The organism is Streptomyces sp. NPDC104309 (genome assembly GCF_055584025.1).
In genome coordinates this window covers 40,814-64,156 of the sequence record NZ_JBVJMV010000044.1, presented here as the reverse complement: position 1 = coordinate 64,156, position 23,343 = coordinate 40,814, and the positions used below count along the sequence as shown (strand labels likewise).

The 23,343-nt window shown below is 68.5% G+C and carries 19 protein-coding genes and 4 pseudogenes; 6 read left to right on the top strand and 17 right to left on the bottom strand.

Features of this window, described 5'->3' with window-relative positions; genetic code table 11:
* Window positions 1-429: 429 nt before the first annotated feature.
* The 8 genes and pseudogenes from ACZ68L_RS38180 to ACZ68L_RS38145 form a co-directional block, all read right to left on the bottom strand.
* Complete coding sequence (locus ACZ68L_RS38180; protein WP_469587068.1) at window positions 430-1,308, bottom strand: urease accessory protein UreD; 879 nt, start codon at window positions 1,306-1,308, stop codon at window positions 430-432.
* A gap of 59 nt (window positions 1,309-1,367) precedes the next feature.
* Window positions 1,368-2,054, bottom strand: coding sequence for an urease accessory protein UreG (ureG, locus tag ACZ68L_RS38175; protein ID WP_469587057.1), 687 nt, complete (start codon window positions 2,052-2,054; stop codon window positions 1,368-1,370).
* A gap of 60 nt (window positions 2,055-2,114) precedes the next feature.
* On the bottom strand, window positions 2,115-2,801 hold the full coding sequence (locus ACZ68L_RS38170; RefSeq protein ID WP_469587065.1) for an urease accessory protein UreF: 687 nt from the start codon (window positions 2,799-2,801) through the stop codon (window positions 2,115-2,117).
* A gap of 85 nt (window positions 2,802-2,886) precedes the next feature.
* On the bottom strand, window positions 2,887-4,611 hold the full coding sequence (gene ureC, locus ACZ68L_RS38165) for an urease subunit alpha (protein WP_469587052.1): 1,725 nt from the start codon (window positions 4,609-4,611) through the stop codon (window positions 2,887-2,889).
* Window positions 4,611-5,021, bottom strand: a complete 411-nt coding sequence (locus tag ACZ68L_RS38160) for an urease subunit beta (RefSeq protein ID WP_469587050.1) — start codon at window positions 5,019-5,021, stop codon at window positions 4,611-4,613. The genes ureC and ACZ68L_RS38160 overlap by 1 nt, the downstream gene beginning before the upstream one ends.
* A gap of 18 nt (window positions 5,022-5,039) precedes the next feature.
* Window positions 5,040-5,345 (bottom strand): urease subunit gamma, encoded by a 306-nt coding sequence (locus tag ACZ68L_RS38155; RefSeq protein WP_361444917.1) that lies wholly within the window; start codon window positions 5,343-5,345, stop codon window positions 5,040-5,042.
* A gap of 4 nt (window positions 5,346-5,349) precedes the next feature.
* Window positions 5,350-6,303 carry an urea transporter gene (locus tag ACZ68L_RS38150; protein ID WP_469587047.1) on the bottom strand — a complete coding sequence of 318 codons (954 nt, stop codon included), beginning with the start codon at window positions 6,301-6,303 and terminating at the stop codon, window positions 5,350-5,352.
* Between the two features lie 691 nt (window positions 6,304-6,994).
* Window positions 6,995-7,615 (bottom strand): annotated as a pseudogene (locus ACZ68L_RS38145) (alpha-amylase family glycosyl hydrolase); the annotation flags it as partial.
* Between the two features lie 661 nt (window positions 7,616-8,276).
* Between ACZ68L_RS38145 and ACZ68L_RS38140 the strand changes: the two are divergent.
* The 3 genes from ACZ68L_RS38140 (at window position 8,277) to ACZ68L_RS38130 (ending at window position 11,245) form a co-directional block, all read left to right on the top strand.
* Complete coding sequence (locus ACZ68L_RS38140; protein ID WP_469587044.1) at window positions 8,277-8,882, top strand: acyl-CoA-like ligand-binding transcription factor; 606 nt, start codon at window positions 8,277-8,279, stop codon at window positions 8,880-8,882.
* 111 nt (window positions 8,883-8,993) lie between these two features.
* Entirely contained in the window at window positions 8,994-10,538 is a 1,545-nt protein-coding gene (locus tag ACZ68L_RS38135; RefSeq protein ID WP_469587041.1) for an MDR family MFS transporter, read from the top strand.
* A gap of 29 nt (window positions 10,539-10,567) precedes the next feature.
* The gene (locus ACZ68L_RS38130; protein WP_469587039.1) at window positions 10,568-11,245 is read left to right on the top strand and encodes a TetR/AcrR family transcriptional regulator; all 678 of its coding nucleotides are present in this window, start codon (window positions 10,568-10,570) and stop codon (window positions 11,243-11,245) included.
* Window positions 11,246-11,386: 141 nt separating this feature from the next.
* Here the strand turns inward: ACZ68L_RS38130 and ACZ68L_RS38125 are convergent.
* The 3 genes and pseudogenes from ACZ68L_RS38125 to ACZ68L_RS38115 form a co-directional block, all read right to left on the bottom strand.
* Window positions 11,387-11,764 (bottom strand): annotated as a pseudogene (locus ACZ68L_RS38125) (eCIS core domain-containing protein); the annotation flags it as partial.
* Between the two features lie 613 nt (window positions 11,765-12,377).
* Window positions 12,378-13,160: an SAM-dependent methyltransferase gene (locus ACZ68L_RS38120; RefSeq protein WP_469587036.1), complete on the bottom strand. Its 783-nt coding sequence runs from the start codon at window positions 13,158-13,160 to the stop codon at window positions 12,378-12,380.
* Window positions 13,161-13,365: 205 nt separating this feature from the next.
* On the bottom strand, window positions 13,366-13,830 hold the full coding sequence (locus tag ACZ68L_RS38115; RefSeq protein WP_469587033.1) for a GNAT family N-acetyltransferase: 465 nt from the start codon (window positions 13,828-13,830) through the stop codon (window positions 13,366-13,368).
* Between the two features lie 52 nt (window positions 13,831-13,882).
* On the opposite strand from ACZ68L_RS38115, the pseudogene ACZ68L_RS38110 reads away from it, so the two are divergent.
* A pseudogene (locus ACZ68L_RS38110) lies at window positions 13,883-14,341 on the top strand (DUF11 domain-containing protein); the annotation flags it as partial.
* Window positions 14,342-14,674: 333 nt separating this feature from the next.
* On the opposite strand, the gene ACZ68L_RS38105 reads toward ACZ68L_RS38110, so the two are convergent.
* Complete coding sequence (locus ACZ68L_RS38105) at window positions 14,675-15,121, bottom strand: SRPBCC family protein (protein ID WP_469587062.1); 447 nt, start codon at window positions 15,119-15,121, stop codon at window positions 14,675-14,677.
* Between the two features lie 1,122 nt (window positions 15,122-16,243).
* On the opposite strand from ACZ68L_RS38105, the gene ACZ68L_RS38100 reads away from it, so the two are divergent.
* A complete protein-coding gene (locus tag ACZ68L_RS38100) occupies window positions 16,244-18,445 on the top strand; it encodes a DUF7507 domain-containing protein (RefSeq protein WP_469587031.1) in 2,202 nt (733 codons plus the stop codon).
* Window positions 18,446-18,588: 143 nt separating this feature from the next.
* On the opposite strand, the gene ACZ68L_RS38095 is transcribed toward ACZ68L_RS38100, so the two are convergent.
* The 4 genes from ACZ68L_RS38095 to ACZ68L_RS38080 form a co-directional block, all read right to left on the bottom strand.
* Window positions 18,589-19,083, bottom strand: a complete 495-nt coding sequence (locus tag ACZ68L_RS38095) for a hypothetical protein (RefSeq protein WP_469587029.1) — start codon at window positions 19,081-19,083, stop codon at window positions 18,589-18,591.
* Between the two features lie 192 nt (window positions 19,084-19,275).
* Window positions 19,276-19,782, bottom strand: coding sequence for a DUF4232 domain-containing protein (locus ACZ68L_RS38090; protein WP_469587027.1), 507 nt, complete (start codon window positions 19,780-19,782; stop codon window positions 19,276-19,278).
* A gap of 187 nt (window positions 19,783-19,969) precedes the next feature.
* Window positions 19,970-20,608 (bottom strand): SRPBCC family protein, encoded by a 639-nt coding sequence (locus tag ACZ68L_RS38085; protein ID WP_469587023.1) that lies wholly within the window; start codon window positions 20,606-20,608, stop codon window positions 19,970-19,972.
* A gap of 72 nt (window positions 20,609-20,680) precedes the next feature.
* On the bottom strand, window positions 20,681-21,046 hold the full coding sequence (locus ACZ68L_RS38080; protein WP_469587022.1) for a hypothetical protein: 366 nt from the start codon (window positions 21,044-21,046) through the stop codon (window positions 20,681-20,683).
* Between the two features lie 179 nt (window positions 21,047-21,225).
* Here ACZ68L_RS38080 and ACZ68L_RS38075 point away from each other — a divergent pair, with 179 nt between their 5' ends.
* Window positions 21,226-21,879, top strand: coding sequence for a TetR/AcrR family transcriptional regulator (locus ACZ68L_RS38075; protein ID WP_469587017.1), 654 nt, complete (start codon window positions 21,226-21,228; stop codon window positions 21,877-21,879).
* A gap of 397 nt (window positions 21,880-22,276) precedes the next feature.
* On the opposite strand, the pseudogene ACZ68L_RS38070 reads toward ACZ68L_RS38075, so the two are convergent.
* Window positions 22,277-22,945, bottom strand: a pseudogene (locus ACZ68L_RS38070) (dienelactone hydrolase family protein); the annotation flags it as partial.
* Window positions 22,946-23,343: the final 398 nt, after the last annotated feature.

Below are 23,343 nucleotides of genomic sequence, written 5' to 3'. Positions count from 1 at the left end.
TCCGACCGGCCCTGTCGCGGTCTCCCGCAACGACAGCCATGGTTAACGCCCCACCGAACCCGACGCAAGAATGTGACGTACTACCCAACTTAGGACAAATGTCCGAAATGCCAAGCTCTGCGGCATTTCTATGCCGATCGGACCACGCTGGTCCTCCTATCCTCCATAGGATGTGACGCACCTCCTATGGGTGGCATCACATCCCAGGGGCCGAATCGGGCGTTTCGACGCCCCGCCGGCGGTACGCGAGCGGGGCAGCCGGGGGCGGTGACGTCCCGCGTTCCAGGCGCGGGAGCAGGGTGACAGCAGCTCGCCACCCCTCACACCCCTGATCCCACCTGCCCCGGGGTACGGGGTGCCGAGGTCGGCACCCCGCTCCCCCGTCCAACGGCCGCGGAGGGCAGGCAGGCGTTGTGGGCCCCGGCGGGGTCAGGTCTTCCGCAGGTCCGGGGCCGGGACGTCGATGAGCAGCTGCCGCAGGGCGTCCCACGCGGCGCGCATCGCACGGGTGATGGCGGGCGAGTCGCTGCCGACGACGCGTACCCACGCGCCGCAGTCATCGGGCAGCGTGCTCACTCCGAACGCCAGGCCGCCGGCCACAAGCGCCTCGTGGAGGGTGTCCGCGACCTGGGTCGCGGGGGCAAGCGGAGTGACCGCGTACAGGGAGGCCATCAGGTCGTGGTCCCCGAAGACCGCCGGACCGGTGACCGGGCCGGGGGCCCGCGGATCGAGGCGGACGCTGTCCACGGCCAGGAGCGTCCCGTCGGGACGCTGGATCTCCAGGTCGCTGAAGAGCATGCGGTAGGCATGGCGTTCACCGCGGGCCAGCCGTCCGGCCGCGATCGTCTCGCCCAGCAGCACCGTGGCGGTCGGATCGACGGTCACGCGGGTGTGCTGGTAGAAGCGTGCGTCCCGGTACGGGATCAGGGAGTCCGGCAGGTACTCGACGTAACTGCCTTCTCCAGCGGTGAGGTTGACGACCTGGGTCGCGTGGTCGAACTCCATCCGGTGGACCTTGGTGGCGGCCTGGGTGGTGAGGTGCACCGCGGTGCCGGGGCCGCAGTCGATGTCGATCCGGTTGCGGTCGGCCTGGATGATCCCGCCCCCGGTCGACATCAGATAGGTCACCGGCAGGTCTGGCCGCGCCGGATCGACATAGAGCGGGCGCATGATCTGCAGCGGTGACTTCTGATAACGGTCGACGAGCTCGGTCCGGTCGCCCACACGTGCGTAGCGCAGTTCGAGCAGGCCGACCTTGCCGGGGCGCCCGGCGGCCAGCGTGTCCGCGGGGCCGGCGAGATCGAGCATCCGGGCCGGTACCCGCCGGGGTTCGTAGTGCGCGGGTTCCAGCCGCGCGGGCGCCTTGGTCACGCGGAGGCCGCCACCTGCGCGGCTTCGTGGGACAGGAGGAAGTCGGCGATGGTATCGAGGCCCTCTCCCGTGAGGGAATTCGTCAGCACCACCGGCCGTCCGTCCCGGACGCGGTGTGCGTCCGACTCCATGACGCCGAGATCGCACCGCACATAGGGGGCGATGTCCACCTTGTTGATGACGAGCAGCTCGCACTCGGTGATGCCGGGGCCCCGCTTGCGCGGCATCTTGTCGCCCTCGGCAGTGTCCAGTACGAACAGGAAGAGGTCGACCAGCGCGGGGCTGAAGGTGAGTGTCAGGTTGTCTCCGCCGCTCTCGAAGAGCAGGGTGTCCACGTCGGGGAAGCGCTCCATGAGTTCGTCCGCGGCGGCCTGGTTCATCGTCGGGTCGTCCCGGACCGCGGTGTGCGGACAGGCCCCGGTCTCCACCCCGACGATCCTGTCCGCGTCGAGGAGCCCGGCCAGGGTACGGCGCACGTGCGCGGCGTCCTCGCTGGTGTAGATGTCGTTGGTGATGACGGCAGGGGTCCGGCCGCGCTCGATCAGCAGGGGGACGAGCGCTTCGATCAGTGCGGTCTTGCCGGAGCCGACCGGTCCGGCGATGCCGACGCGCAGCACTCCGTCCTTGGGCCGCTGCATGAGCTCGTCGTGGTGGTGGTGCCTGGCCTGCATCGGGTCGTGCATGGTGTTCCTTCTGGAGTGGTGGTCTTCGAGGTGCGGGAGGGGTGAGGGAAAGGTGAGGCGCTAGCTGGCGAAGAGGCGTGCCTCGGCGCGCTCGTGACGGCCCGCCATGACATCCGCCACCGGGACACACCCTCCGATGTCGGCCCGCTCCCGCCGCAGGGCCGCTTCGACGGTCTCCTCGATCACCGGGGCGGCCCCGTGCAGCACGACCTGCGCCCGGCGGTGGTCGGTCAGCCGCAGCCGCACGGCGGCCCCCACGAAACTGGCCGCGAAGGCGAACAGTTCGCAGGTGACCGCCTGGCGGGTCGACAGTCCGTTGGCCGCGTGGACGACGGCGGCGACGACCGGCTGGCAGCCGCGTACGGCCCCCTCCCGGTAGAGGGCCTGGTACCGCTCGATCTGTGGAGTGCCGTAGACCTCACCCGCGAGGTCCAGCAGCTGCCGTCCGGTGCGGACGGCAGCCTGCCGGGCCTCTCGACCCAATTTGGTGGCATGCAGCCGCTGTTCCACGGCCACCACCTCCGCCCAGTCGTCGGCGGTGACCGCACGGTGGGCGAGGGCGAGGGCGGTCGCGTCGGCCGGCCCCGCACTGTGGCGCAGCAAGTCGTGGAGGAGCAAGGGCAGACCGCGCGGGGTGACCGCGCGGGCCTGCTGGAAGCCTTCCAGGCCGTGGGAGAGGGTGTAATAGCCGCTGGGGAAAGCCGAGTCGGTGAGCTGGAGTCCGGTCAGCAGCGCCGGGATCGGCATCGGGTCGTTCACGCCGGGGATTCCGTTCGTGCCAGGTGGCCGTCCGAGGTGGTCCGGCCGTTGACGGCCGTCGCGAGGAGGACGGTCAGACGATGTAGAAGAGGTGGTTGAGCGGGAGCCGCTCCGCCGGCTCGATGGTGGCGGGCTCGCCGTCGACCGTGACCTTGTACGTCTCCGGGTCCACTTCGATGCGCGGCAGCGCGTTGTTGCGCACCATGTGCTCCTTGCCGATGGTGCGGCAGCGCTGCACGGGTTCGATCCGCCGCTGCAGTCCCAGCTTGTCGGGGACGCCCGCGGCGATGGATGCCTGGGACATGAAGGTCACCGAGGTGCGCTGCCTGGCACGGCCGTACGTGCCGAACATCGGCCGGTAGTACACCGGTTGCGGCGTGGGCAGCGACGCGTTGGGGTCGCCCATCAGCGCCCAGTTGACCATGCCGCCCTTGATGACCATCTTGGGCTTGGCCGCGAAGGAGTGGATCGGCCAGAGCACGATGTCGGCGAGCTTGCCGGGCTCCAGGGAGCCGATCACGTCCGCGGCACCGACCGCGGTGGCGGGATTGATCGTCAGCTTGGCCAGATACCGCAGGACACGCGCGTTGTCGTTGCGGGAGCTGTCCTCCGCCAGCGGGCCGCGCAACTCCTTGCAGTGGTGGGCCGTCTGGAACGCACGGACGAAGGACTCGCCGACCCGCCCCATGGCCTGGGAGTCCGAGGAGAAGATGCTGATCACACCGAGGTCGTGCAGAACGGTCTCGGCCGCGATCGTCTCGGCCCGTACCCGGCTGTCGGCGAACGACACGTCCTCGGGGATGTCACGGGACAGGTGGTGACAGACCATCACCATGTCCAGCAGCTCGTCCACCGCGTTGATCGTGTACGGCAGCGTCGGGTTGGTGGAGGCCGGGAGCACGTTGGCCTCGCCGGACACCCGGATGATGTCGGGGGCGTGGCCACCACCGGCGCCCTCGGTGTGGAAGGTGTGGATGGTCCGGCCGTTGATCGCCGACAGGGTGTCCTCGTAGAAGCCGCCCTCGTTGAGGGTGTCGGTGTGAATGGCCATCTGGACGTCGTACTCGTCGGCGACCCGGAGTGCGGTGTCGATCGTGGCGGGGGTGGCGCCCCAGTCCTCGTGCACCTTCAGTCCGGCCGCGCCCGCCTCGACCTGCTCGCGCAGTGCCTCGGGCAGGCTGCCGTTGCCCTTGCCGAGCAGACCCACGTTGACCGGCAGGTCCTCCACGGCCTCCAGCATCCGGTGGATGTTCCACGGGCCGGGGGTGCAGGTGGTGCCGTTGGAGCCGTCCGTCGGCCCGGTGCCTCCGCCGAAGAAGGTGGTGATGCCGTTGGACAGACCCTCCTGGGCCTGCTGGGGCGCGATGAAGTGGATGTGCGTGTCGACGCCCCCGGCGGTGGCGATGAGGTGTTCGCCGGATATCACCTCGGTGCCGGGCCCGATGACGAGCTTGGGGTCGACTCCGCTCTGCAGATGCGGGTTTCCCGCCTTGCCGACGCCGACGATCAGGCCGCCACGTACGCCGATGTCACCCTTGACCACGCCCAGAATCGGGTCGAGCACCACAACATTGGTGATGACGAGGTCCAGGGCGCCTTCGCGGTTGAGCGCGGACGGGTCCTGGGCCATCCCGTCCCGGATGGCCTTGCCTCCGCCGTAGACGGCCTCTTCCCCGTAGGAACCGGCGTTGTGGTCGTACTCGACCTCGACGACGAGATTGGTGTCGGCCAGGTGGAACCGGTCGCCGACGGTGGGACCGAACAGATCCGTGTACTGCTTGCGCGGGATGATCGCCATCAGACCCGGGCCCCCTCGTGGTCGGTTTCGGTGTCGCTGTCGTTGTGTACGAAGCCGAGCTCCGCGGCGCGGCGGAGTGCGACGCGCTTGGTGTCCGGGGCTGACAGGCCTCCGTTGACGAGCGCGGCGAAGCCGGTGAGCCGCCCGGTGCCGGCGAAGGCACACAGCTCCACCTCGCGGGTGTCGCCGGGCTCGAAGCGCACAGCGGTGCCGGACGGGATGTCCAGGCGCATGCCGTAGGCAGCCTCTCGGTCGAAGCGCAGAGCGCGGTTGATCTCGAAGAAGTGGTAGTGCGAGCCGATCTGTACGGCCCGGTCACCGGTATTGGCGACCGTGAGTGTGATCCTGTCCCGGTTGGCGTTGATCTCGACGGGGTCGTCCCCGTAGAGGTAATGAGCTCCGCCAGACATCTGTGTCTCCTCGGTGTTTCAGGCGCTGATCGGGTCGTGGCAGGTGACCAGCTTCGTCCCGTCGACGAAGGCCGTCTCGACCTGGAGGACGGTGAGCATCTCCCGCACTCCGGGCATCACGTCGTCGTTGGAGACGACCTTGCGGCCCAGCTCCATGCATTCGGCGACGGTGTGGCCGTCACGCGCGGCCTCCAGGACGGCCTCGGTGATCAGGGCGGCGGCTTCGCTGTAGTTGAGTTTGGTTCCCCGGTTCCTGCGGCGGCGGGCCAGGTCCGCGACCACATAGACGTGGAGCTTGTCGATTTCCCGCGGTGCGAGGTTCATGGCGTCACATTGCTTTCTCGGACGAGATGCCGGGCCGGCCCAGGAGTGGACCAGCCGCCAGGAAGAGCCAGGTCGTCACGGTGAACGGCCAGGTGAAGGGGTATCCGCCGGAGGGCTGGGCAACGGCTTCCCAGGCAGCGGCGAACGGGACCGAGGCCACCGCGGCGAGCGCGGCGTACCCAGCGGTCCACGGAGTGAGAGTCAGGAAAGTGGCTGTCAGCGCGATCGCGCAGAGCACCGCGTTGTATCCGTACAGCCCCTCGATGATCCGGTCGGCGGGCAGTCCCGCCAGACAGGCGGTCAGGAACGCGATGACACTGGCGCCGATCGCCGCGACGGCCGCGATCCGCGAGGCGACGAGCAGTCCGACGAGCAGGATCAGGCCCGCGTACCACTTGTCCAGATAGAAGATCTGACCAATGTTGTTGCAGAGCGCCCGGCCGGCCTCCGCGGCCGTCATGGTCGTGAATCCTGAGACGCGTGCGGCCGGACCGGCGGCGACCGGCGCCTTGGACAACATGACCACCAGCGCACCGGCGACCAGGCAATAAGGGGCCGTCAGCACAGGCAGCCCGAGAGGGCCGAGGAGGCGGCCCGCCGCGGCGCTCAGTACCGAACAGACCGCCGCACCGAGCACGGCCAGTACGGCGGTCTGCCACGAGGTGCCGAGCCGGACGGCGAGGGCGATCCCGGTCAGGCAACCGCAGTATCCCTGGAGCCCGTTGACCAATCCCTTCCGGTCGGCTCCCAGGAGCGCCGCGGCGGCGGTGGACGAGGCCGCACCGAGCAGGCCGTACACGCCGAGCCGCCATCCGTCCACGAACAGCGCCACGGTGAACAGCAGTCCGGCCCATGCGTTCGAGCTGAGTGCGACCTGGGCAATGCCGCGCAGTTGTATCTGTCCGGCACGGGTAGAGGCCCAGTTCTTCGCCTGCACCACCTGTTCCACTGCAGGCACGTCTTCTCCTTTGAGGACATGACGAAATAACCAAAACCACCCACATCCGGGGCGCTTTGGATCTTGATCAACATTCTGTTGAGACCGTACGCCCGACGAGGACGGGCCAGGGGTGCGAAGATCTGATGCTCAGCGTGATCGCATGGGCGCGATCAGGCATATCTGCTGCTCGGGGGGCGCGTTTTCCGGTCCCCCAACGACGATTTCCAGCCCCGTCGCCTCAATTTCTTGGTCAGAGGTTGAACATTCCGTACCTGTCGTTTGACCAACCGGGCGGCCCCAGCCGCAATTCGCGTCCTTCGTGCGGGCGCTGTGAAGGGGGCCGCACTCGGTGGTGGTCGGCGCACGGACCGCCGCGAGCCCATGTCGGCATTCCGCCCCCTCGGATCCGCGTCCTATTGACGTGGACAGTGCGGGCTTGAGCCCGCTGGGGAACTGCCTCGGGGAAACGAAGGGGTGCGCGCCCCGGTACATCGAGGGCGCGCGCCGGATGGCGTCGTCCGGTTCACGCACCGTCAGGACCGGTGCAGGTAAGGCGACTCGGACCATCGCGGTCCGGTCGAAGGGGGCGGACGGGGCGGTCGGCGACCCTCACGGGGCGCGGTTCCTGTCGAGAAGCCTCCCGAGGGATGTGGGAGCCGGCCGCCCGGGGGACGGCTGCCCGGTTGTACGGTCGCGAGGGTCGGACGAGCAGCCACGCCGCCGTGTCCCGCGGGAGGCGGTGCCGGTCGTCAAGAGCGCCACTGGTGAGCAAAACGCCGGTGTGGGCCGGGAGTTGCACGGACTCAGGGGCGAGATTGACGACACACAACAGGCCGGGGCCGCGGCCGAAGGCGATGCCCCCCGGCGCGGACGGCAGCCAGGCCAGCGACTCGTCCTGGAAGCCCGGAACGGTACGTCGCAGCCGCAGCGCCTCGCGACACAGCGTCAATATTGAGGCGGGGTCGGCGCCCTGACGGTCCGCCGCGTAGGCCGGCCGGCCCTCCGGCTGCGGCAACCAGGGGTCACCCGGTGAACCGAAACCGCTGTTGGGTGCGGCGGCGACCCACGGGAGGGGCACCCCGCAGCCGTCGCGTCCCGGGTTGGTGCCGCCCGAGCGGAAGTGCATCGGGTCCTGGATACGATCCAGGGGCACGTCGGCCTCCGGCAGGCCCAGTTCCTCGCCCTTGTACACGTAGACGGCACCGGGAAGCGCCAGGGTCAGCAGAGCGGCAGCACGGGCGCGCCGTGTGCCGAGCTCCAGGTCCGTAGGCGTCCCGAAGATCTTCCCGGCGAAGTCGAATCCGGTGTCCTCACGGCCGTACCGCGTCACGCATGTCGCCGCGATGACCACGGAGAGCATGGAGGTGTCCGGGCCCTGGAGCCACTGCTGCGCAGGCAGGCCGAAGAGACCGAGGATCTCGTTGAGCAAGCCGTAACCGGGGTCGTAGAGGTGCTTGAAGAGCAGTACGGAGGCGACCGGCGGCAGCATGACCGGTAGGTGGACCAGCAGACGCAGATACGCCCGCGCGTGCCAACTCCTGGTATGCGCCCCAGAGAACGCGTGCCTCCGCAGCGACCGTGTCCCGGTCGGCCGCGAGGTCCAGCAGCCGGCGTGGGCCACCGTGGCAGCGGGACGGCGGTAGGTCGACCGACGGATCCGTCCACTCGTCGTGGCCGACGAGCCTGGGGTCGTGCTCGTGTCCGGAAAGGACGGCGAACAGATACTTGGCACCGAAGGCGAACCAGTGGTCCCACTCCCCCACCCGGTCCGGATGGGGAATGTCCTCGCGGTTGCAGTCGAACAAGGCCATGGCTCGCCCGACTGCCCGGTGGAGGTTCCCGGGATCGCAAGGCGGGACGCAGGCCGGGGCAGGGCAGGGCAGGGCAGGGCAGGGCAGGCGGTGGACAACCGGCGCAGCGCAGAGATCGTCCGCCGGGATCACACCGAATATAATTTTGCACACCGCGCAAAATTGCATAACATGCGCCTCATGAGTGCCGACGCCATGCCTCTCGGACTGCGCGAACGCAAGAAGCGTGCGACGCGTGACGCCCTTGCGGACGTGGCGTTGCGCATGGCCGCGGACCGTGGAATCGAGAACGTGACCGTGGAAGCGGTCACCGATGCGGTCGGCGTCTCCGTGCGCACCTTCTTCAACTACTTCCCGTGCCTGGAAGACGCGATCACCCGTCCCGATCAGGACAACGCCGAGCGGGCCCGTCGGGCAGTACTCGACGCACCGAAGGAACTCACGGCATTCAATGCCCTGCGCGAGGCGGTCGGACAGGAGCTCGCCCATATCGAGGAGGATCACGAACGCTGGGAACTCCAGATGGCCGTGCTCAGGACGAGTCCTGCGCTGCTACCCGGATTCCTGGCCGCGCAGGGCGCGGACGAGCGCGCCCTGGTCGCTGTCGTGGCCGAACGCCTCGGTCAGGACCCCGAGTCCGATCTCTACCCTCGGCTTCTCGCGCACGTAGCGATCGCTGCCGTGCGCGCCGCCGTCGAGCTCTGGGTGGCATCCGGCCGTACCCGCACGTTCCAGAGCATCTATCACGAGGCGTTCAACTCGCTGGCCGACGGTCTGAGCGGCTGAATCACATCCCAAGCCCCCGCCGGGGGCCCTTCACCAGAGAATGAGGAACGTCAGCCGATGACCGCTGCCGTCACACCCGAAACCGGTGCGCCCGACGGGACCGCACCAGCCATGACACGTCGCCAGATACTCCAGGCCATGTCGGGCCTGATGGCCGGCATGTTCGTTGCCATCCTGGCCTCCACCGTGGTCTCCAACGCCCTTCCCAGGATCATCGCCGATCTGCACGGCAGCCAGTCCTCCTACACCTGGGTGGTCACCGCCGAACTTCTGGCGATGACGGCGACCGTCCCGATCTGGGGCAAGCTGTCCGATCTCTACGACAAGAAGCTGCTCATCCAGCTCTCCCTCTCGATGTTCATCGTCGGCTCGCTCGTCGCCGGCTTCTCGCACAGCGTCGGCCTGCTCATCGTGAGCCGAGTGGTGCAGGGCATCGGCGCGGGCGGTCTCACCGCGCTGGCCCAGGTCGTGATGGCGGCGATCATTCCGCCGCGTGAACTCGGCCGCTACTCCGGCATCTTCGGCGCGGTCTTCGCCGTCGGCACCGTCGCAGGTCCGCTCATCGGCGGCGTGCTCGTGGACACCTCCTGGCTGGGGTGGCGCTGGTGCTTCTTCATCGGTGTGCCGTTCGCCCTGCTCGCGATCGTGCTGCTCCAGCTGACCCTGAAGCTGCCGACGATCCGCAGAGAGGTGAAGATCGACTATCTCGGTGCCGTCCTCATCATGAGCGGGGTCAGCGCACTGCTGCTGTGGGTGACCCTCGCGGGCAACCGGTTCGACTGGGCGTCGTGGCAGACCGCCGCCCTGGTCAGCGCCGGTGTGGTGCTGCTGGTCGCGGCAGTCGTGGTCGAATCCAGGGTCCAGGAGCCGATCATCCCGCTGGACATCTTCCGCAACCGCACGGTGGCGCTGACCACGGTGGCAAGCCTGCTGGTCGGCGTGGCCATGTTCGGCGGCACGGTGTTTCTCTCCCAGTACTTCCAGATCTCGCTCGGCAAGTCTCCGACCGCCGCGGGTCTGATGAGCCTGCCGATGATCCTCGGTCTGATGCTGTCCACGACGATCGCCGGGCAGATCATCTCCGCCCGGGGCAAGTGGAAGGGCTTCCTGATCGCGGGCGGCATCATCATGACCGCGGGCATGGGTCTGCTGTCCACGATCAGCGCGGACTCCTCGTTCGGGCTTCTCAGCGTCTACATGGTGGTGCTCGGCGTCGGCGTCGGCATGCTGATGCAGAACCTGGTCCTGGCGGCCCAGAACGACGTACCCGCATCGGAGCTCGGCGCAGCGACCTCGGTGCTGTCGTTCTTCCGCAGCCTCGGTGGGGCCATCGGCACGAGCGCGCTGGGCGCCGTGCTCAGCCACCGGGTGGCGAGCGAGCTGGAGAAGGGCTTCGGCGGGGCGGCGGGCGGCTCAGGCGCCGGGCACGGCGTTCCCAACCTCTCCACGCTTCCCCCAGCGGCCCGGCAGGTGGTCGAGCACGCGTACGGCGTCGCGACCGCGGATGTCTTCCTGATCGGAGCCCCCTTCGCGTTTCTCGCCCTGATCGCGGTGCTCTTCATCAAGGAGAAGCCGCTCAAGACGCAGAGCGGCATGGAGCGGCTCGCGCAGGAGAACGCCGCCTCGGCGGGGGCGCCGTCGGCCCCGACGCACTGAGTACACCGAGTTCGAGGAGGAGGGCCGCCGTGCCCGGACAGAATCTGCGGACGCGCAGGATGCAGCGTACGCGTGAGGACGTGGCGCGTACGGCGGCCAGACTCTTTCTCACCCAGGGGTACGAACAGACCACTGTCGACCAGATCGCGGACGTGGCGGAGATCTCCCCACGCACGGTGTTCCGCTACTTCCCCGCCAAGGAGGATCTGGCGCTGGCCCCGCTGACCGCGAGCGGGGACGCGCTGGTCGCAGCTCTTCGGTCACGACCGGAGGAAGAGAACCCCATGCGTGCGATGCGCGCGGCGTTCGGTTCGGTTCTGCGCACCCTGGAGGAAGGCGGCGCATCCGGTGTCGACGCGTCGCTGCTCCGGCTGATCGACCGGACGCCCGGCCTGAACGCCGAACTGCTGCGCCGTGCCGCCGGACTTGAGGCTCGACTGGCCGAGGTCATCGCGGAACGGGAAGACATCCACACCGGTTCCGACGTACGCCCCCAGCTGATGGTCGCCGTCTTCGCCGCGGCCGGCCGCGTGGCGATGCGGAACTGGTGCGGCAAGGATCCCACCACTGCGTCGCACATCGGAACGCTGCTGGAGTCGGTCCTCGACCAGATGGGTCCGGGGCTCTTCGGAGACTGGCGCAGACGGACCGGGCCTGCTCGTGGGGCCATCGGGGCCTGCCTGCCGCGGCAAGTCCCGGGGCCATGAGATCGGACTCGACCTCACCGTCAGCAAGCATCACGACGAGCTGTGACAAGAATTCGACGGACTCCTCCACCGGATGATGTGGTGCCGGGCCCGCTCCGCCGACGCCGCGAGTTACTCAGCCTCCCAAGTCGAGGGCAGGTTGCGACGCATGACCCGGCGCGCATTGGCCTCCGCGTCCCGCTCGAAGCGGTCGGAGGGGTCGAAGCGGTCGGAGGGGTCGGACACCTTCAGCCCTGCCCCGTTGTCCGTGCCGGCCACAGGCCCTCGGCGTTGCTGGATGACGTGGGTGAGTTCGTGGGCGAGGGTGTGTCTGTCGGCTCCACCATCGCCGATGACGACGTGATTGCCGCTGGTGTGGGCTCGGAGTCCGGGCCGCGGCCGGCACCGCGCCGGTGCTGTTCCTGTGCCCAGGGGTGCCCGGCCTGCCAGAGTATCTGAACGACGGCGGCATTCGCGACGAGGCCGGTGAGCTTCTCGGACACCACCGGTCGCCGACGGGTCCGAAGGCGGCCCTCGCAGGCTGTTGGGCCGGCATGCCGATGTGGTCGAACACCAGCAATTCGGGTACGGAACGCTGCCGGATCACGTATGCGGCGACACGGTTCTGGGTCGGGTCGTCCCGGCATTGTCAGTCATCGGCGCCTTCATGGTCACCGCTGAGGTACTGAGGGGGCCGTCCGCAACGGCACGCCGCCTCGGCCATCGGAACGCAGCTCGACCGTCGGCCCGTTCACCGAAGCGGTCCGGCACCGAACGCCGCCCTTGAGCCTCGCTCACGGTGGGACTCCGTGCGAGCGCGGCCGTCCTGGGCAGCGAGCGCACCCGCCCTGCTCAGGCAGGTCGAGTGCCCCCGTGCTCGGGCTCGGCTTCGGCATCTCACCGCCGCCACGCAACGAACACGGGCGACCGGGCCGTGCTCGCACAGGGCGCCCGGATGCACCGAGCGGGGCGCGGTCACGGCTCAGGAGTTCATGTCCTCGTCCCAGTACACCGGTTCGGCCCGCCGCAGGGCGGCGCACACCGGGCGGGGGCGCCCAGCGACGCCGTGTGGTCAACCATGCGTGCGGTGACCGCTTTCTTGACCACACGCGGAAGCCGGCTCGGAGCATCGGGCGGTGGCAGTCGTCGACTGCTACACCTTTCGCGCCACGAATCCCCACTGGTCGACGGGTGCAAGGTCCTCGTCCTCGGCTCGCCAGAGGGTGATCGACCCGAATCCGGGCTCGACCAACTCCATCCCGTCGGCGCCGGCGAGGATCTCCTCGGGCTGGCGCACCAAGTACGGCGGGGTGTCGCCCGACGCGTACGCCTCCTGCGCGGCCAGCGTCTGGGGCGTGGCGACCGTGTCGCAGAGGACCAGATAGCTGCCTGGCACTGTGCCGGCCATGTACCGCCGCATGAGTTCGATGCCGTCCTGGGGCGTGAGGTGTCCCAGCGTGGACAGCACCATCACAGCCACGGGTCGTGACATGTCCAGGGTGCGCGCCGCTTCCTCAAGCACCCGCTCGGCTTCCCGCATGTCCGCGTGCACGTAGTCCGTCAGCCCGTCCGGTGCACTTGTCAGCAAGGCACGGGCGTGTGCCAGGACCAGCGGGTCGTTGTCGACGTACACGATGCGAGCCTTCGGCTCGCTGCTCTGCGCAACCTCATGGGTGCTGTTCTGCACGGGAAGCCCGGTCCCGATGTCAAGGAACTGGGATATTCCCGCTTCGGCCAGATACCGCACCGCACGCGCCTGAAAGGCCCGTGACGCCAGGGCGAGTTCCCGTGTCTGGGGGTAGCTCGCGATGACTTGATCTCCCAGCTCCTGGTCCACCGGGTAGTGGTCCTTGCCGCCGATCCAGTAGTTCCAGACGCGGGCCGAGTGCGGAACAGCACTGTGGAATTGCTCTGCGTTGTATGACTCGTCCTTCATAACGCCCTCTTCTATCACGGTTGTTCACGCCTCACGCCCATGCCTCGGCGTACCAGGAGGCCGTGCGACCGCCCGTGCGTGAAGAGTTGGCGATTCGACCGGCCCGATGTCCCCAGGTGCTGATGGGTCGCCATCGGCGGGGTTTTCGGATCGTGTGGGCCGGAACATCATGGTGCGATCAGTACAGGTGCGGCAGAAGTCCGGTTCAGTCCAGTTCCAGCATCCCCACCGTCTGATCACCGCTGGTCTCTCCGGTCGGGCGAAATCCGAGCCCCAGATAGAAGCCTGTCGGGCCATCCGCTCCGGGGTGCCAGGTGGTCGTCAGGCGTGTGCCGCCTCGACGCCGGATTTCGGCGGCTACGGACTCCACTGCGAAGCGCCCGTAGCCCCGTCCCTGCTTTCCGGCCGCGACGTTGAGACGCCAGAGCCCGGAGCGGAAGTCTGTGCCTTTGCCGGTCCAGTCGATGTCGAAGAAGGCCATGAGGAACCCGACGACCTCGTCATCGTCGCAGATGAGCCGGGGCCATGCGACGGCGGGGTGGACATATGCCTCGGCGAGAGACTTCATCACCGGCGCCACCAGGTGTTCCTGATCGGGGCGGACCCTCAGGTCGATGGCAGCCCCGAAGTTGTCAGGGCCGATCTCTTGCAGGTGCGGTGAACTCGGCATGTCTGCACCCTATGCAGGCACCGCAAGTGATTTTCTGTGAGCCGAACCGCACGGGCCGACTCCCGAACCACTGACCGCCACATCCGACGAGACGGTCACCACGGTCAATCCGTGCGCAGACCTGACCGTGGTGAAGGCGGCCGACGCCACCACCGTCACCGTCGGACAGACCGTGACCTACCGGATCACCGTCCGCAACACCGGACCGAACCAGGCAACCGGCGTCACCGTCACCGACCGGCTTCCGGGCGGCCTCACCTTCCTGTCCGCCACCCCCTCCCCCGGAACCTACGACCCGACAACCGGAGAGTGGACCGTGGGCGACCTGGGCGACGGCGCCACCGCCACCCTCACGCTGCGGGCCAAGGCCACGGCGTCCGGCCGGATCACCAACACCGCCACCACCACCGGCAACGAGAAGGACTCCGACCCCACGAACAACACCGACGCTGTCACCATCTGCGTCGAACGCGCCCCCGCCTGCTGCGCCCCCTGCTCGACCAAGGAGTAACCGCACCGCAGGGCCGGCTCCATCACCGGCCACACGCCCGCCATCCCCCGGCCCCGGCCCTCAAGGCGCGCGACCGAGGGCATGCACCCCGTGATGACCACCGAGCATGGCGACCTGACTGGTACCGCGGCTCCAGCAGGGTCCGGTCGTGGTCATGGAACACCCCAACTCGTAGGCTGCCGAACCTCCTGGTCCTCCGGGCGGCAGTCGAGCTGCGATCGTCTCAGGGCGCACGATCAGCGAGTCCCGAGGCGCCGGCGGCAAACGGCCGGTCGGCCGACCTGGATGGGCCTGGACGAGAGCTGATCCGCCTCGGGTGTTCTGCCAGGTGCCTCAAACACTTCCGCCATGCTCGCGCATCGCGATCCGGGCCAGCTTTGTCAGCATCAGGCCGTTACGGACCGCGACAATGTAGTTCACGGGAAGTCCGTGCATCCGGGTGCCGGGTCCTCGGAGGGGGTGCCAGTCGAGAACGAAGAGGGTGTTGTCGCCCCAGGGAATCAAGTTCATGGCAATGCGGGCAGCGCCGAAAGGCTCCGCCTTCGCTTCCAGTTCGAGGCGGTGTTGCGGTTCACAGATGCGGACTACGCAGGTGTCGTCGAGCGTCAGGGGGCCGGCACCAACTCGGAACTTCAGACGGGCGCCCACTTCTGGCCAGTGCGGGTCCGCGGCGAGGACCTGCTGGGTTCCTGTCACCCACTCCCCGTAGCGGTGGCTGTCGGACAGCAGGCCCCAGACCTCGGACGGCGAGCTCAGGATCAGACGATAGTTCCGGGCCACGCTGGTCACGCTCCTTCTGGAGAATGAGAGACAGGGGAGATGCTGCCGGTCATGGTTCCTCCGCGATGAAGCCGTCCGGCGCAGCAGGCGCTGGGTTGTAGCTCTGAAGCCCGGCGTGAGAACTCGTCGATGGGTCTCAGCCGATATGTGCGGATCGCCTGGCGGATCGCTTCGTCGCCGCTGTGCGAGGCAGTCAGCCGAGCGCGCGTGGCACCGCGGCAGATTCTCAACGCTTACCGCTTTCACTGCACCATGGATGCACTCCGCCCCTCACGCGGCCCGGCGAACGGCTGCTTCGATGAGCCCGAGCCGTCGACCCGACAACGATGGCCCCTGGCTTCACACGCTGGTCAGCCGCGATCACCCTCGGCTCGACGGCTGGGCGCGGCCGTACCTGGTTCTTGGTCCGGCCGCCCACGGGCTTGGCCTCCAGCCTCATGCCGACCGCACCACCTGCACAATCCGGCAGGTCCATACGGGGCTGGGCTGAACCGGATTCCGTAGCGGTCGGCCCCCTTCGTCGATCCGGCGCGACACTGGCGGCAAGCTGCTCGCATACGTAGGCGAGCGGGACGTCGGCGGGGCGGCCGTGCGCCGTGGCATCCGGGCCCCTCCGGCCGGCTCCGATATCCGGTCCTCGATCAGGACGGGACACTGCGTGATGACACCGAGCTCGCCGAGCTGACCGGCATGGTCGGCAGGACCTACTCCGATGGGCACCCACGTCGTCGTTCGCCGCCGACGGCCACGCTCAGTACGTGATCAATGCAGTGCGGGCCCACTCCCCCGGACTCGTCGTCGCGCCAAGGGCCACAGCGAGGCAGCCGTATCGAAGTTGCCGCACTGAAGTGGTAGATCGCTGCGGCTCGGAGACGCGACGGAGGGCCTCCTTCGGCAGGGAGGACCGGTCCCGGAGGGACGTACCGCCGGGTGAGCTCCATCGCGACACCTATTGGGGCACATGACAGTCTGTCACCATCACTGATGCTCACAGTGACTGCTATTGATGCGGGCATGAACCGAAGGAAGTACTCACCGTCGTCGGGTCGGCGCGCGCCTCGTGCACGGACTGCCCGACTCGCCTCGGCGGCATTGGCGCTCGTCGTCGGCGCCGGAGCGTCGTTGGCACTGGACGTCGGCGCCCAGGCCCGGCCGCGTGCCGCGGGGTCCCCTCTGGTCGATGAGACGTTCACGCAGGCCACGGCCCCGGAGTTCACCGGTGTGGGGTCGGCTTGTCTCACCGGCGCCCCGGCCGCCGCCGCGCCGGGGCCGGGGGATCACCCGCTGGGCGGTTGTCCGGAAGGGGTCGGGCCGGTGCCGCCCCCCGACGGAGCGCCGCACGGATACCTGCGGCTGACGGACGCCTCGAACGACCAGGCGGGGGCCGTCCTCTACAACCATGCGCTGCCCGCCAACCAGGGCCTCGATGTCACGTTCGACCAGTGGCAGTACGGAAGCACGACCCCGGCCACCCCCGCCGACGGAATCTCGTTCTTCCTGGTGAACGGTGACGGCGCGCTGACCCACCCGGGCGCCTTCGGCGGCAGCCTGGGGTACGCGCAGAAGCTCCCCGACGACTACCCCACCGCCACGTTCCTGCCCGGTGTGGACCGTGGCTACCTGGGCGTGGGGCTCGATGTCCTCGGGAACTACTTCGGCGACTGGGAACACCGCGGGAACGGCTGCGCCAACCGCTCCCCCGCCGGGACAGGATTCCGCGTGCCCGCTCCCGGAGCCAACATGGTCACGGTGCGCGGTCCCGGCGACGGGACCGAGGGCTACTGCTTCCTGACCGCCACCACCAGCAACTTCACCACCACCGGGCCCTGGCCGTCGACCCTTCCCGGAAAGCTGCAAGGACCACTGACCGCGCTGCCCCCGGGAGCCACTCCCGCCCAGGCCGAGGCCGCGCTCGAACCGTCGCGCCGCCGGGTCCATGTACAGCTCACCCCGGCACCCAACCCGGTACTCACGGTGTCGATCGACTTCAACGACGGCACCGGCTCCCACCAGGTGCTCAGCACTCCCGCTCCACAACCGGTGCCCCCCACCTACAAGTTCGGTTTCGCCGCCTCCACGGGTCTGTTCACCGATGTCCACCTCATCCGAAACGTGCTCGTCACCAGTGACCAGCCGCTGCCGCGGTTGAACCTCGTCAAGCAGGTCAGGCAGCCGCTCCCCGGTGACCTGGTGGCCGGGTCGCAGGTGCCGTACGACTTCGTGGTCACCAACTCGGGTGCGACGGACATCACCGGACTCGCCGTCAACGACCCGAAGATCGGCCCGGTGTCCTGTCCCATGACGACGCTGGCGAGCGGTCAGACGGTCACTTGTACCGCCACCTACACGGTCACGGCCGCCGATGTGACGCATGGTTCCATCGACAACACGGCCATCGCGACGGGAAGGTCGAACGGCCAGACGGTCACGTCGCCGCCGTCCTCGCAGAGTGTGCCGATCGAACGGCCGGCCGGTCTCGTCGTGGAGAAGAAGGCGGAGACGCCCGGCCCCTACTCCGTCGGGCAGACGGTCACCTTCTCCTACACCGTCCGCAACACGGGCGGGGTGGAGCTGACCGACGTCAAGGTGGACGACGACCATGTCACCGGCATCACCTGTCAGTCGACCACCTTGGCCCCGGCCGAGAGCCCGGGCGACAGCACCACCTGCAGTGGCACTTACACGATCACTGCGAGTGACGGTACGGCCGGCTCCGTCACCAACACCGCCACGGCGACCGGCAAGGCGGACGGCGAGACGATCACCTCTCCGGAGACCCAGCTGACGCTGCCGATCGGGGCACCGCACATCACGCTGAAGAAGCGGGTTGTCACGCCCGGTCCGTACGTCGTCGGGATGAAGGTGCAGTACTCCTACATCGTCAGCAACACCGGCAGCACAACGTTGCACAACGTGCTGGTCAATGACGACCGTGTCACCAAGGTCACCTGCGACGCGACCACGCTGGCGCCGGGTGCCCTGACGACCTGCCACGGCACGTACACGATCACCCAGGCCGACGCCAATGCCTGCAAGAAGACCAGGTCGGGCGGCGACGGCAAGCTCTGCTCCGTCACCAACGTGGCGGTGGCGGCAGGAACCGACCCGCGAGGGAACCAGATCGCCGGCAAACCCGCCAAGGTCACCATCGACATCAGCAAGCCGCGGCCGCCCAAGCCCCCGCACCACAAGCCGCCGCACAAGAAGCCCGGGCACAAGAACCCGGGGCACAAGAACCCCGGGCACCACAAGCCAGTGCACAAGAAGCCCGCGCACAAGCGGTCCCTCGGCGAGGAGGGATCCAACGGCCAGGCACAAGCCTGACGGCAAGCAGAAAACCCAACGGCCCGGCGAGCCCGATGGCCAGGGGAATCCTGTTCCGTAGGCCGTTCACCTCGCGCCCCACCCCGAAGCGTCCGACGTCCGGAGTGGGGCGCGAGGCACGTCTCCGGCCCGCAGGACGGTTGTCATCGGTCGTGACGTCGGCGGCGGGTCGGCTGATCGGGGGGCGGCCGCCGAGCACGGTGTGTCGACGCATGCGGGGGTGGTAGCCCGGCTCGGACCACGGGCTCCGGGGACACGACGTCCCACTTCCCGAACAAGGTCAGTCCGGCCGACTTGGCCAGCACTGCGGAGGCGGCATTGTCGAGTTGGCGCCCGTACTGGGGCTCATGGCCTTGCCCGGCGGCGAGGCGGCAGATGGCCCGGACAACGCGGCGGGCGGGCGCTTGCCCCTGGAAGGACGGCAGGGGCAGCACGCCGAGGTCCGCGACGCTCGAGTCGTCCCACGGGTACATGCTCGCGGCGCAGACGAGACGCTCGTCCGCGAAGGCCCCGAACACGGCCCAGTGGTCCAATTCCACGTACGCATCGTCCATGTCCTGTTCCGATGCCGCAGCGTGGAAGGCGGCAAAGATCTCCTCGTCCTGCGCGGTCAGCTGCCGGATGCCGTCCTCCGTCACTTCGCGCAGCAGTTCGCTCTTGTCTTCGTCCAGGTAGGCGAAGAGGTAGTCGGCCCCGCGCAGTGCGATCCCGGCTTTCGCGATCTTCCGCCGATGTGTTTACCCTCAACGCCAGTTCCGCAGGTCGCGAAAGACCCGGTGCGTCCCGCCGCCGTGACACTGCCGCGGGACGCACCGGAGCGCAGGAGGAGGTCAGGCGCCGCGCTGGACCGGACCGATGAGGGTACCGGTGGCCACCTTGAGCTCGCCCTCGGCCACGGACGTGCCGGGGATCTCCCCGTCCGGAGCCTGGAGCGTGAACGATGCCTCCCCCGCGGCGGTGCTGCGGCCGCTGTTGGGAACCTGGATGTCGAAGTGCACCGGGTGGCCCGGACCGAAGGTCACCACTGTTGTCTGGTTGCCGTAGTGGCCGGCGGTGATCCCGATCTCCGAACCGTGGTTCGAGAACCGCACGTCGGTGGGCGAACCGGCCAGCCGGCACGGCTCGTACCCGCGCGGCGCGGTCAGCGTCACGCGGTAGTGGCTGTGCCCTGCGCTGGCGGGCGCCCCGGTGATCTTCGCGGTGTGGTTGGCCGGCCGGCAGGCCGAAGGGGTGACACTGCCGGCCGTTGCGGGCGAAGCTTGCGCGACTCCCGCACCAGCCGCCCCCGTCAGCGCAGTGGCGGCGACGGTGACGGCGAACTTCCAGTTCGTACGCATCCTGAACACTCCTTGCCTTGCTTAATGGCCCTGCGGGTGCTCTCCGTCAGAACCATGGTCAACACCATTCCTGCCCCTCAACCCGCACAGGGAATGTCTCAGGATTGACACGGCCGTGCGGCCAGGTGTGTGCACCCCCTACGTATCGTTGAAGTCCGACCACACACCTGAAGGACCGGACCGAATTTCAGTGCGGTCGGTCATGGGTGCGGGCCTCGGCAGTGGCCTTCAGGTCACGCAGCCATGCTTCGAGGCCCTTGGCGAGGATCTCGGTCGCGGCGGGAACGTCCGCTTCGACCTGGTCGCCGGCATGGGTCTCTTCGGTGCGCACGCGGACGCCCCCTTCGACCCTGGTGAAGGTCCACACGTGGACGCCGTCGATGCGCAGTCCTTCACCGACCGCGGGGCCGGTCCAGCGGATGCAGGAGTCGCGCTTGAGCTGCTCGACAGTCGAAGTGATGTCCAGGCTGGTGGCCGGCGTCGCGGGATTGGGGGGTATCGGAGTCGTCCACCGGAACACCGAGCCCTGCCGGAGGGGCCCCTGGTCGAGACGTTCGATGGTCTCGACCGGGGCCTGCCAGGACGGCCAACGCTCCACGTCGGTCTGCAGCTTCCAAATGGTCTTCAGGGGCGCATGGATCACGGTCTCGGCCCTGTAGCGGACACGCGCGTCGGGATCAACGCCTTTGCCGTGGCACATGAGGGACTTGGCGGAGTGGGAAAGAGCAGCCTCGGCGGGCGCCGCGGTGACACCGAGAAGACTGAAGGCGGCGAGCGGGACGGTGAACAAGGCGGCGGGGACGCTGGTGCTTCTGATGCCGGGCATGGCATTCTCCTTGTCAATTGATGGGCGATCTTTGCTTGTTGAGCTCACATCGGTTGTCGCGCGAGCATCGCGTCACCGCACGGGAAGACTCCGGCTGCGGGCTCGACGGATCGTGACGATGAGTGCGGCGGACGCGGCGGTGATCAGTCCGGCGAATGCGGGGTGCATGTCCTTGGACAGGCTCTGCGCCACGTCGGGCCGTGTCATCCATACGACCAGTGGGGTCGCGTACGTGACGGCGAGCAGGACGGCCGCCCCGCGCACCGCCCGGTCGCGGACATGACGCAGAGCGCCGACCAGCCCGATCATGACCGGGGCGACCGCGATCAGAGCGAACTGACCGACCACCATGACGGGGACCGCCCAGGAGGAGACGGTCACCGACCGTGGAACGCGCCGGTCTGCGCGGGTGCGGCGTGGCACAACCGTGGTGGTCATACAAGTCCCCCGGTCCGGTGGAGTACACGGTTGCGACAGCCGTACCGCCGCACCGCCTTAGAAGCTCTTTCTTTCGTTAGAAGGTATAACTCACGCAGCCCGAGGGGTCAACACCTTGCGTGATAACCTCTAACAACACTTTGAAGCTGTATCGGCACGGATGAGGAAGGTGGCATCCCGTGACGAAGTCGGACACGAAGACCCCACGGGAGCGCTACCGGGCCGAGGTGCGCGCGGAGATCAAGGAGCGCGCCTGGGAGCAGATCGCCAGGGCGGGAGCGTCCGCGCTCTCCCTCAATGCGATCGCCAAACAGATCGGGATGAGCGGGCCCGCGCTCTATCGCTACTACGCCGGCCGCGACGCACTGATCACCGAACTCGTCAAGGACGCCTACCGAAGCCTCGCCGACACGCTTCGGGCGGCCTCCGCCACCGGCACCGACCTGGCCGGACTGGCACACGCCTTGCGCGACTGGGCCCTTCAAGACCCCCAGCGGTACTTCCTCATCTACGGCACCCCCGTCCCCGGCTACCACGCACCCGAGGAAACCACCGGTATCACCTCCGAGATGATGGCGACCCTTCTCGATGCCTTCATGGCGCTCCCCGGGGGTGGCCCCGCGACGCCGTTCGACGCACACCTGGAGGGCCACCGGGACTGGGCCGAAAACCACCCCGCCCAACCCGCCGTCCTCCACCGGGCCTTGACCTTCTGGACCCGCCTGCACGGAGTCCTCTCCCTCGAACTCGCAGGCCACTTCGCCGGGATGGGCTTCGACCCCGCGCTGCTTTTCGCAGCCGAACTGGACGACCTGCTGGCACACCGGGCTTGACGCGTTCCGACTGATTCCTTGCCGTCACCGGCCCGCGAGGAATCGGCTGACATGACGTCACGAGATCGGCTGGGGCGAGAACGCGGACGAGGTCTGCGGCAGTCCGTCGTCCACGGCATGCACCGCAGTCGCAGCCGTTCGCTCATGGCTCCGGGGCTGAGCCAATCGCGGTCTCTCAGCGGGATTTGACGAGTGCATGACAGGTCCTGAATCGACCGCAGACGCGCCACGTCAAGCGGAGACGCCCGCGTTCCGGCCGAGGATGATTGTCCGAGCGAAGCAACTCAATGATGCGCGAAAACAAGCAGGTTGTAGAGACGGCCGCGCTCCGTATGAGTCGAGCACCTCGCTCCGCGTAGACCGATGGCGCCAAGCCCTCCCTGCGGCGCGCCGACGCTCAGCTCCCTGGTCCTGTGTGACAACCCAGGTGGTCGGCGAACCACTCTCCGGCCAGGTCCGCCACCTCCCCGAGAGCACCGGGCTCCTCGAACAAGTGAGTGGCGCCTGGGACCACAGCCAGTCGGCTCTCGCAGCGCAGCAGTGCCTGGGCCTGGCGGTTGAGATCCAGCACCACCCCGTCCTCGCCTCCGACGATGAACAGCGTGGGCGCGGTCACCGCCGACAGACGGGATCCGGCCAGATCGGGCCTGCCACCGCGAGAGACGACCGCCACGGCCGGGCAGTCCGGCTCGGCCGCCGCCCACATCGCCGCGGCCGCGCCGGTACTGGCGCCGAAGTAGCCCACGGGCAGGCGCCGGATCTCGGGCCGATCGAGCAGCCAGCAGGTGGCGTCGCCCAAGCGGCGGGCCAGCAGGGCGGCGTCGAAGACGTGGGCGCGGTCCACTTCTTCCTGCGCAGTGAGAAGGTCGAACAGCAGCGTGGCCAGGCCGACCTTGTTCAGCGAGGTCGAGACGAAGTGGTTGCGCGGGCTGTGTCGGCTGCTGCCGCTGCCGTGGGCGAACACCACGATGCCTGTTGCCCCTTCGGGTACGGACAACTGCCCGTGGAGCCGGACCGGTCCGGCCTGCACGACGACTTCCGGATCCGCGGCCCTCATCGCCGCTCCTCCCACGGTTGCTGCGGCTACGTGCCGCTGCTCGGTGCTCCGAGAAAGTGCACTTCTTCGCCCGACTTCGTCCGAAAGGCGCAGGACCTCAGCCTGTGATCGCCGCTCCCGGCTTCCGACCGGACTTCCTGCCCGACCCTTCATCCAGGTTCCACGCTACTCGCGTTCCGCCGAGGTGCGAGCGGCTTCACCGCCCGAGCCCCCGTCCGACCGCGCCTTCGGCGCACCAGGGATCCATGCCTCCGTACCGGCCGGCCGGAGCATGTTCGAAGGTTCGGCGGAGTCCGCGCATGTTCGAAGGTAAGGCCGGTCCGCGCATGTGCGAAGGTTCGGCAAGTGCGCCCACCGACGCCGAACCGCGCGGGAGCGCGCCGAGCAGCCGCTCGTCGCGACACCCG

What these genes read in the sequence shown, in the direction of transcription:
- ureC (WP_469587052.1), bottom strand. Translation starts at nt 4,611, where the DNA reads ATGGCGATCATCCCGCGCAAGCAGTACACGGATCTGTTCGGTCCCACC.
- ACZ68L_RS38080 (WP_469587022.1), bottom strand. Translation starts at nt 21,046, where the DNA reads ATGACCACCACGGTTGTGCCACGCCGCACCCGCGCAGACCGGCGCGTT.
- ACZ68L_RS38135 (WP_469587041.1), top strand. Translation starts at nt 8,994, where the DNA reads ATGACACGTCGCCAGATACTCCAGGCCATGTCGGGCCTGATGGCCGGC.
- ureG (WP_469587057.1), bottom strand. Translation starts at nt 2,054, where the DNA reads ATGCACGACCCGATGCAGGCCAGGCACCACCACCACGACGAGCTCATG.
- ACZ68L_RS38090 (WP_469587027.1), bottom strand. Translation starts at nt 19,782, where the DNA reads ATGCGTACGAACTGGAAGTTCGCCGTCACCGTCGCCGCCACTGCGCTG.
- ACZ68L_RS38120 (WP_469587036.1), bottom strand. Translation starts at nt 13,160, where the DNA reads ATGAAGGACGAGTCATACAACGCAGAGCAATTCCACAGTGCTGTTCCG.
- ACZ68L_RS38085 (WP_469587023.1), bottom strand. Translation starts at nt 20,608, where the DNA reads ATGCCCGGCATCAGAAGCACCAGCGTCCCCGCCGCCTTGTTCACCGTC.
- ACZ68L_RS38160 (WP_469587050.1), bottom strand. Translation starts at nt 5,021, where the DNA reads ATGTCTGGCGGAGCTCATTACCTCTACGGGGACGACCCCGTCGAGATC.
- ACZ68L_RS38180 (WP_469587068.1), bottom strand. Translation starts at nt 1,308, where the DNA reads ATGCTCGATCTCGCCGGCCCCGCGGACACGCTGGCCGCCGGGCGCCCC.
- ACZ68L_RS38140 (WP_469587044.1), top strand. Translation starts at nt 8,277, where the DNA reads ATGAGTGCCGACGCCATGCCTCTCGGACTGCGCGAACGCAAGAAGCGT.
- ACZ68L_RS38155 (WP_361444917.1), bottom strand. Translation starts at nt 5,345, where the DNA reads ATGAACCTCGCACCGCGGGAAATCGACAAGCTCCACGTCTATGTGGTC.
- ACZ68L_RS38170 (WP_469587065.1), bottom strand. Translation starts at nt 2,801, where the DNA reads ATGCCGATCCCGGCGCTGCTGACCGGACTCCAGCTCACCGACTCGGCT.
- ACZ68L_RS38115 (WP_469587033.1), bottom strand. Translation starts at nt 13,830, where the DNA reads ATGCCGAGTTCACCGCACCTGCAAGAGATCGGCCCTGACAACTTCGGG.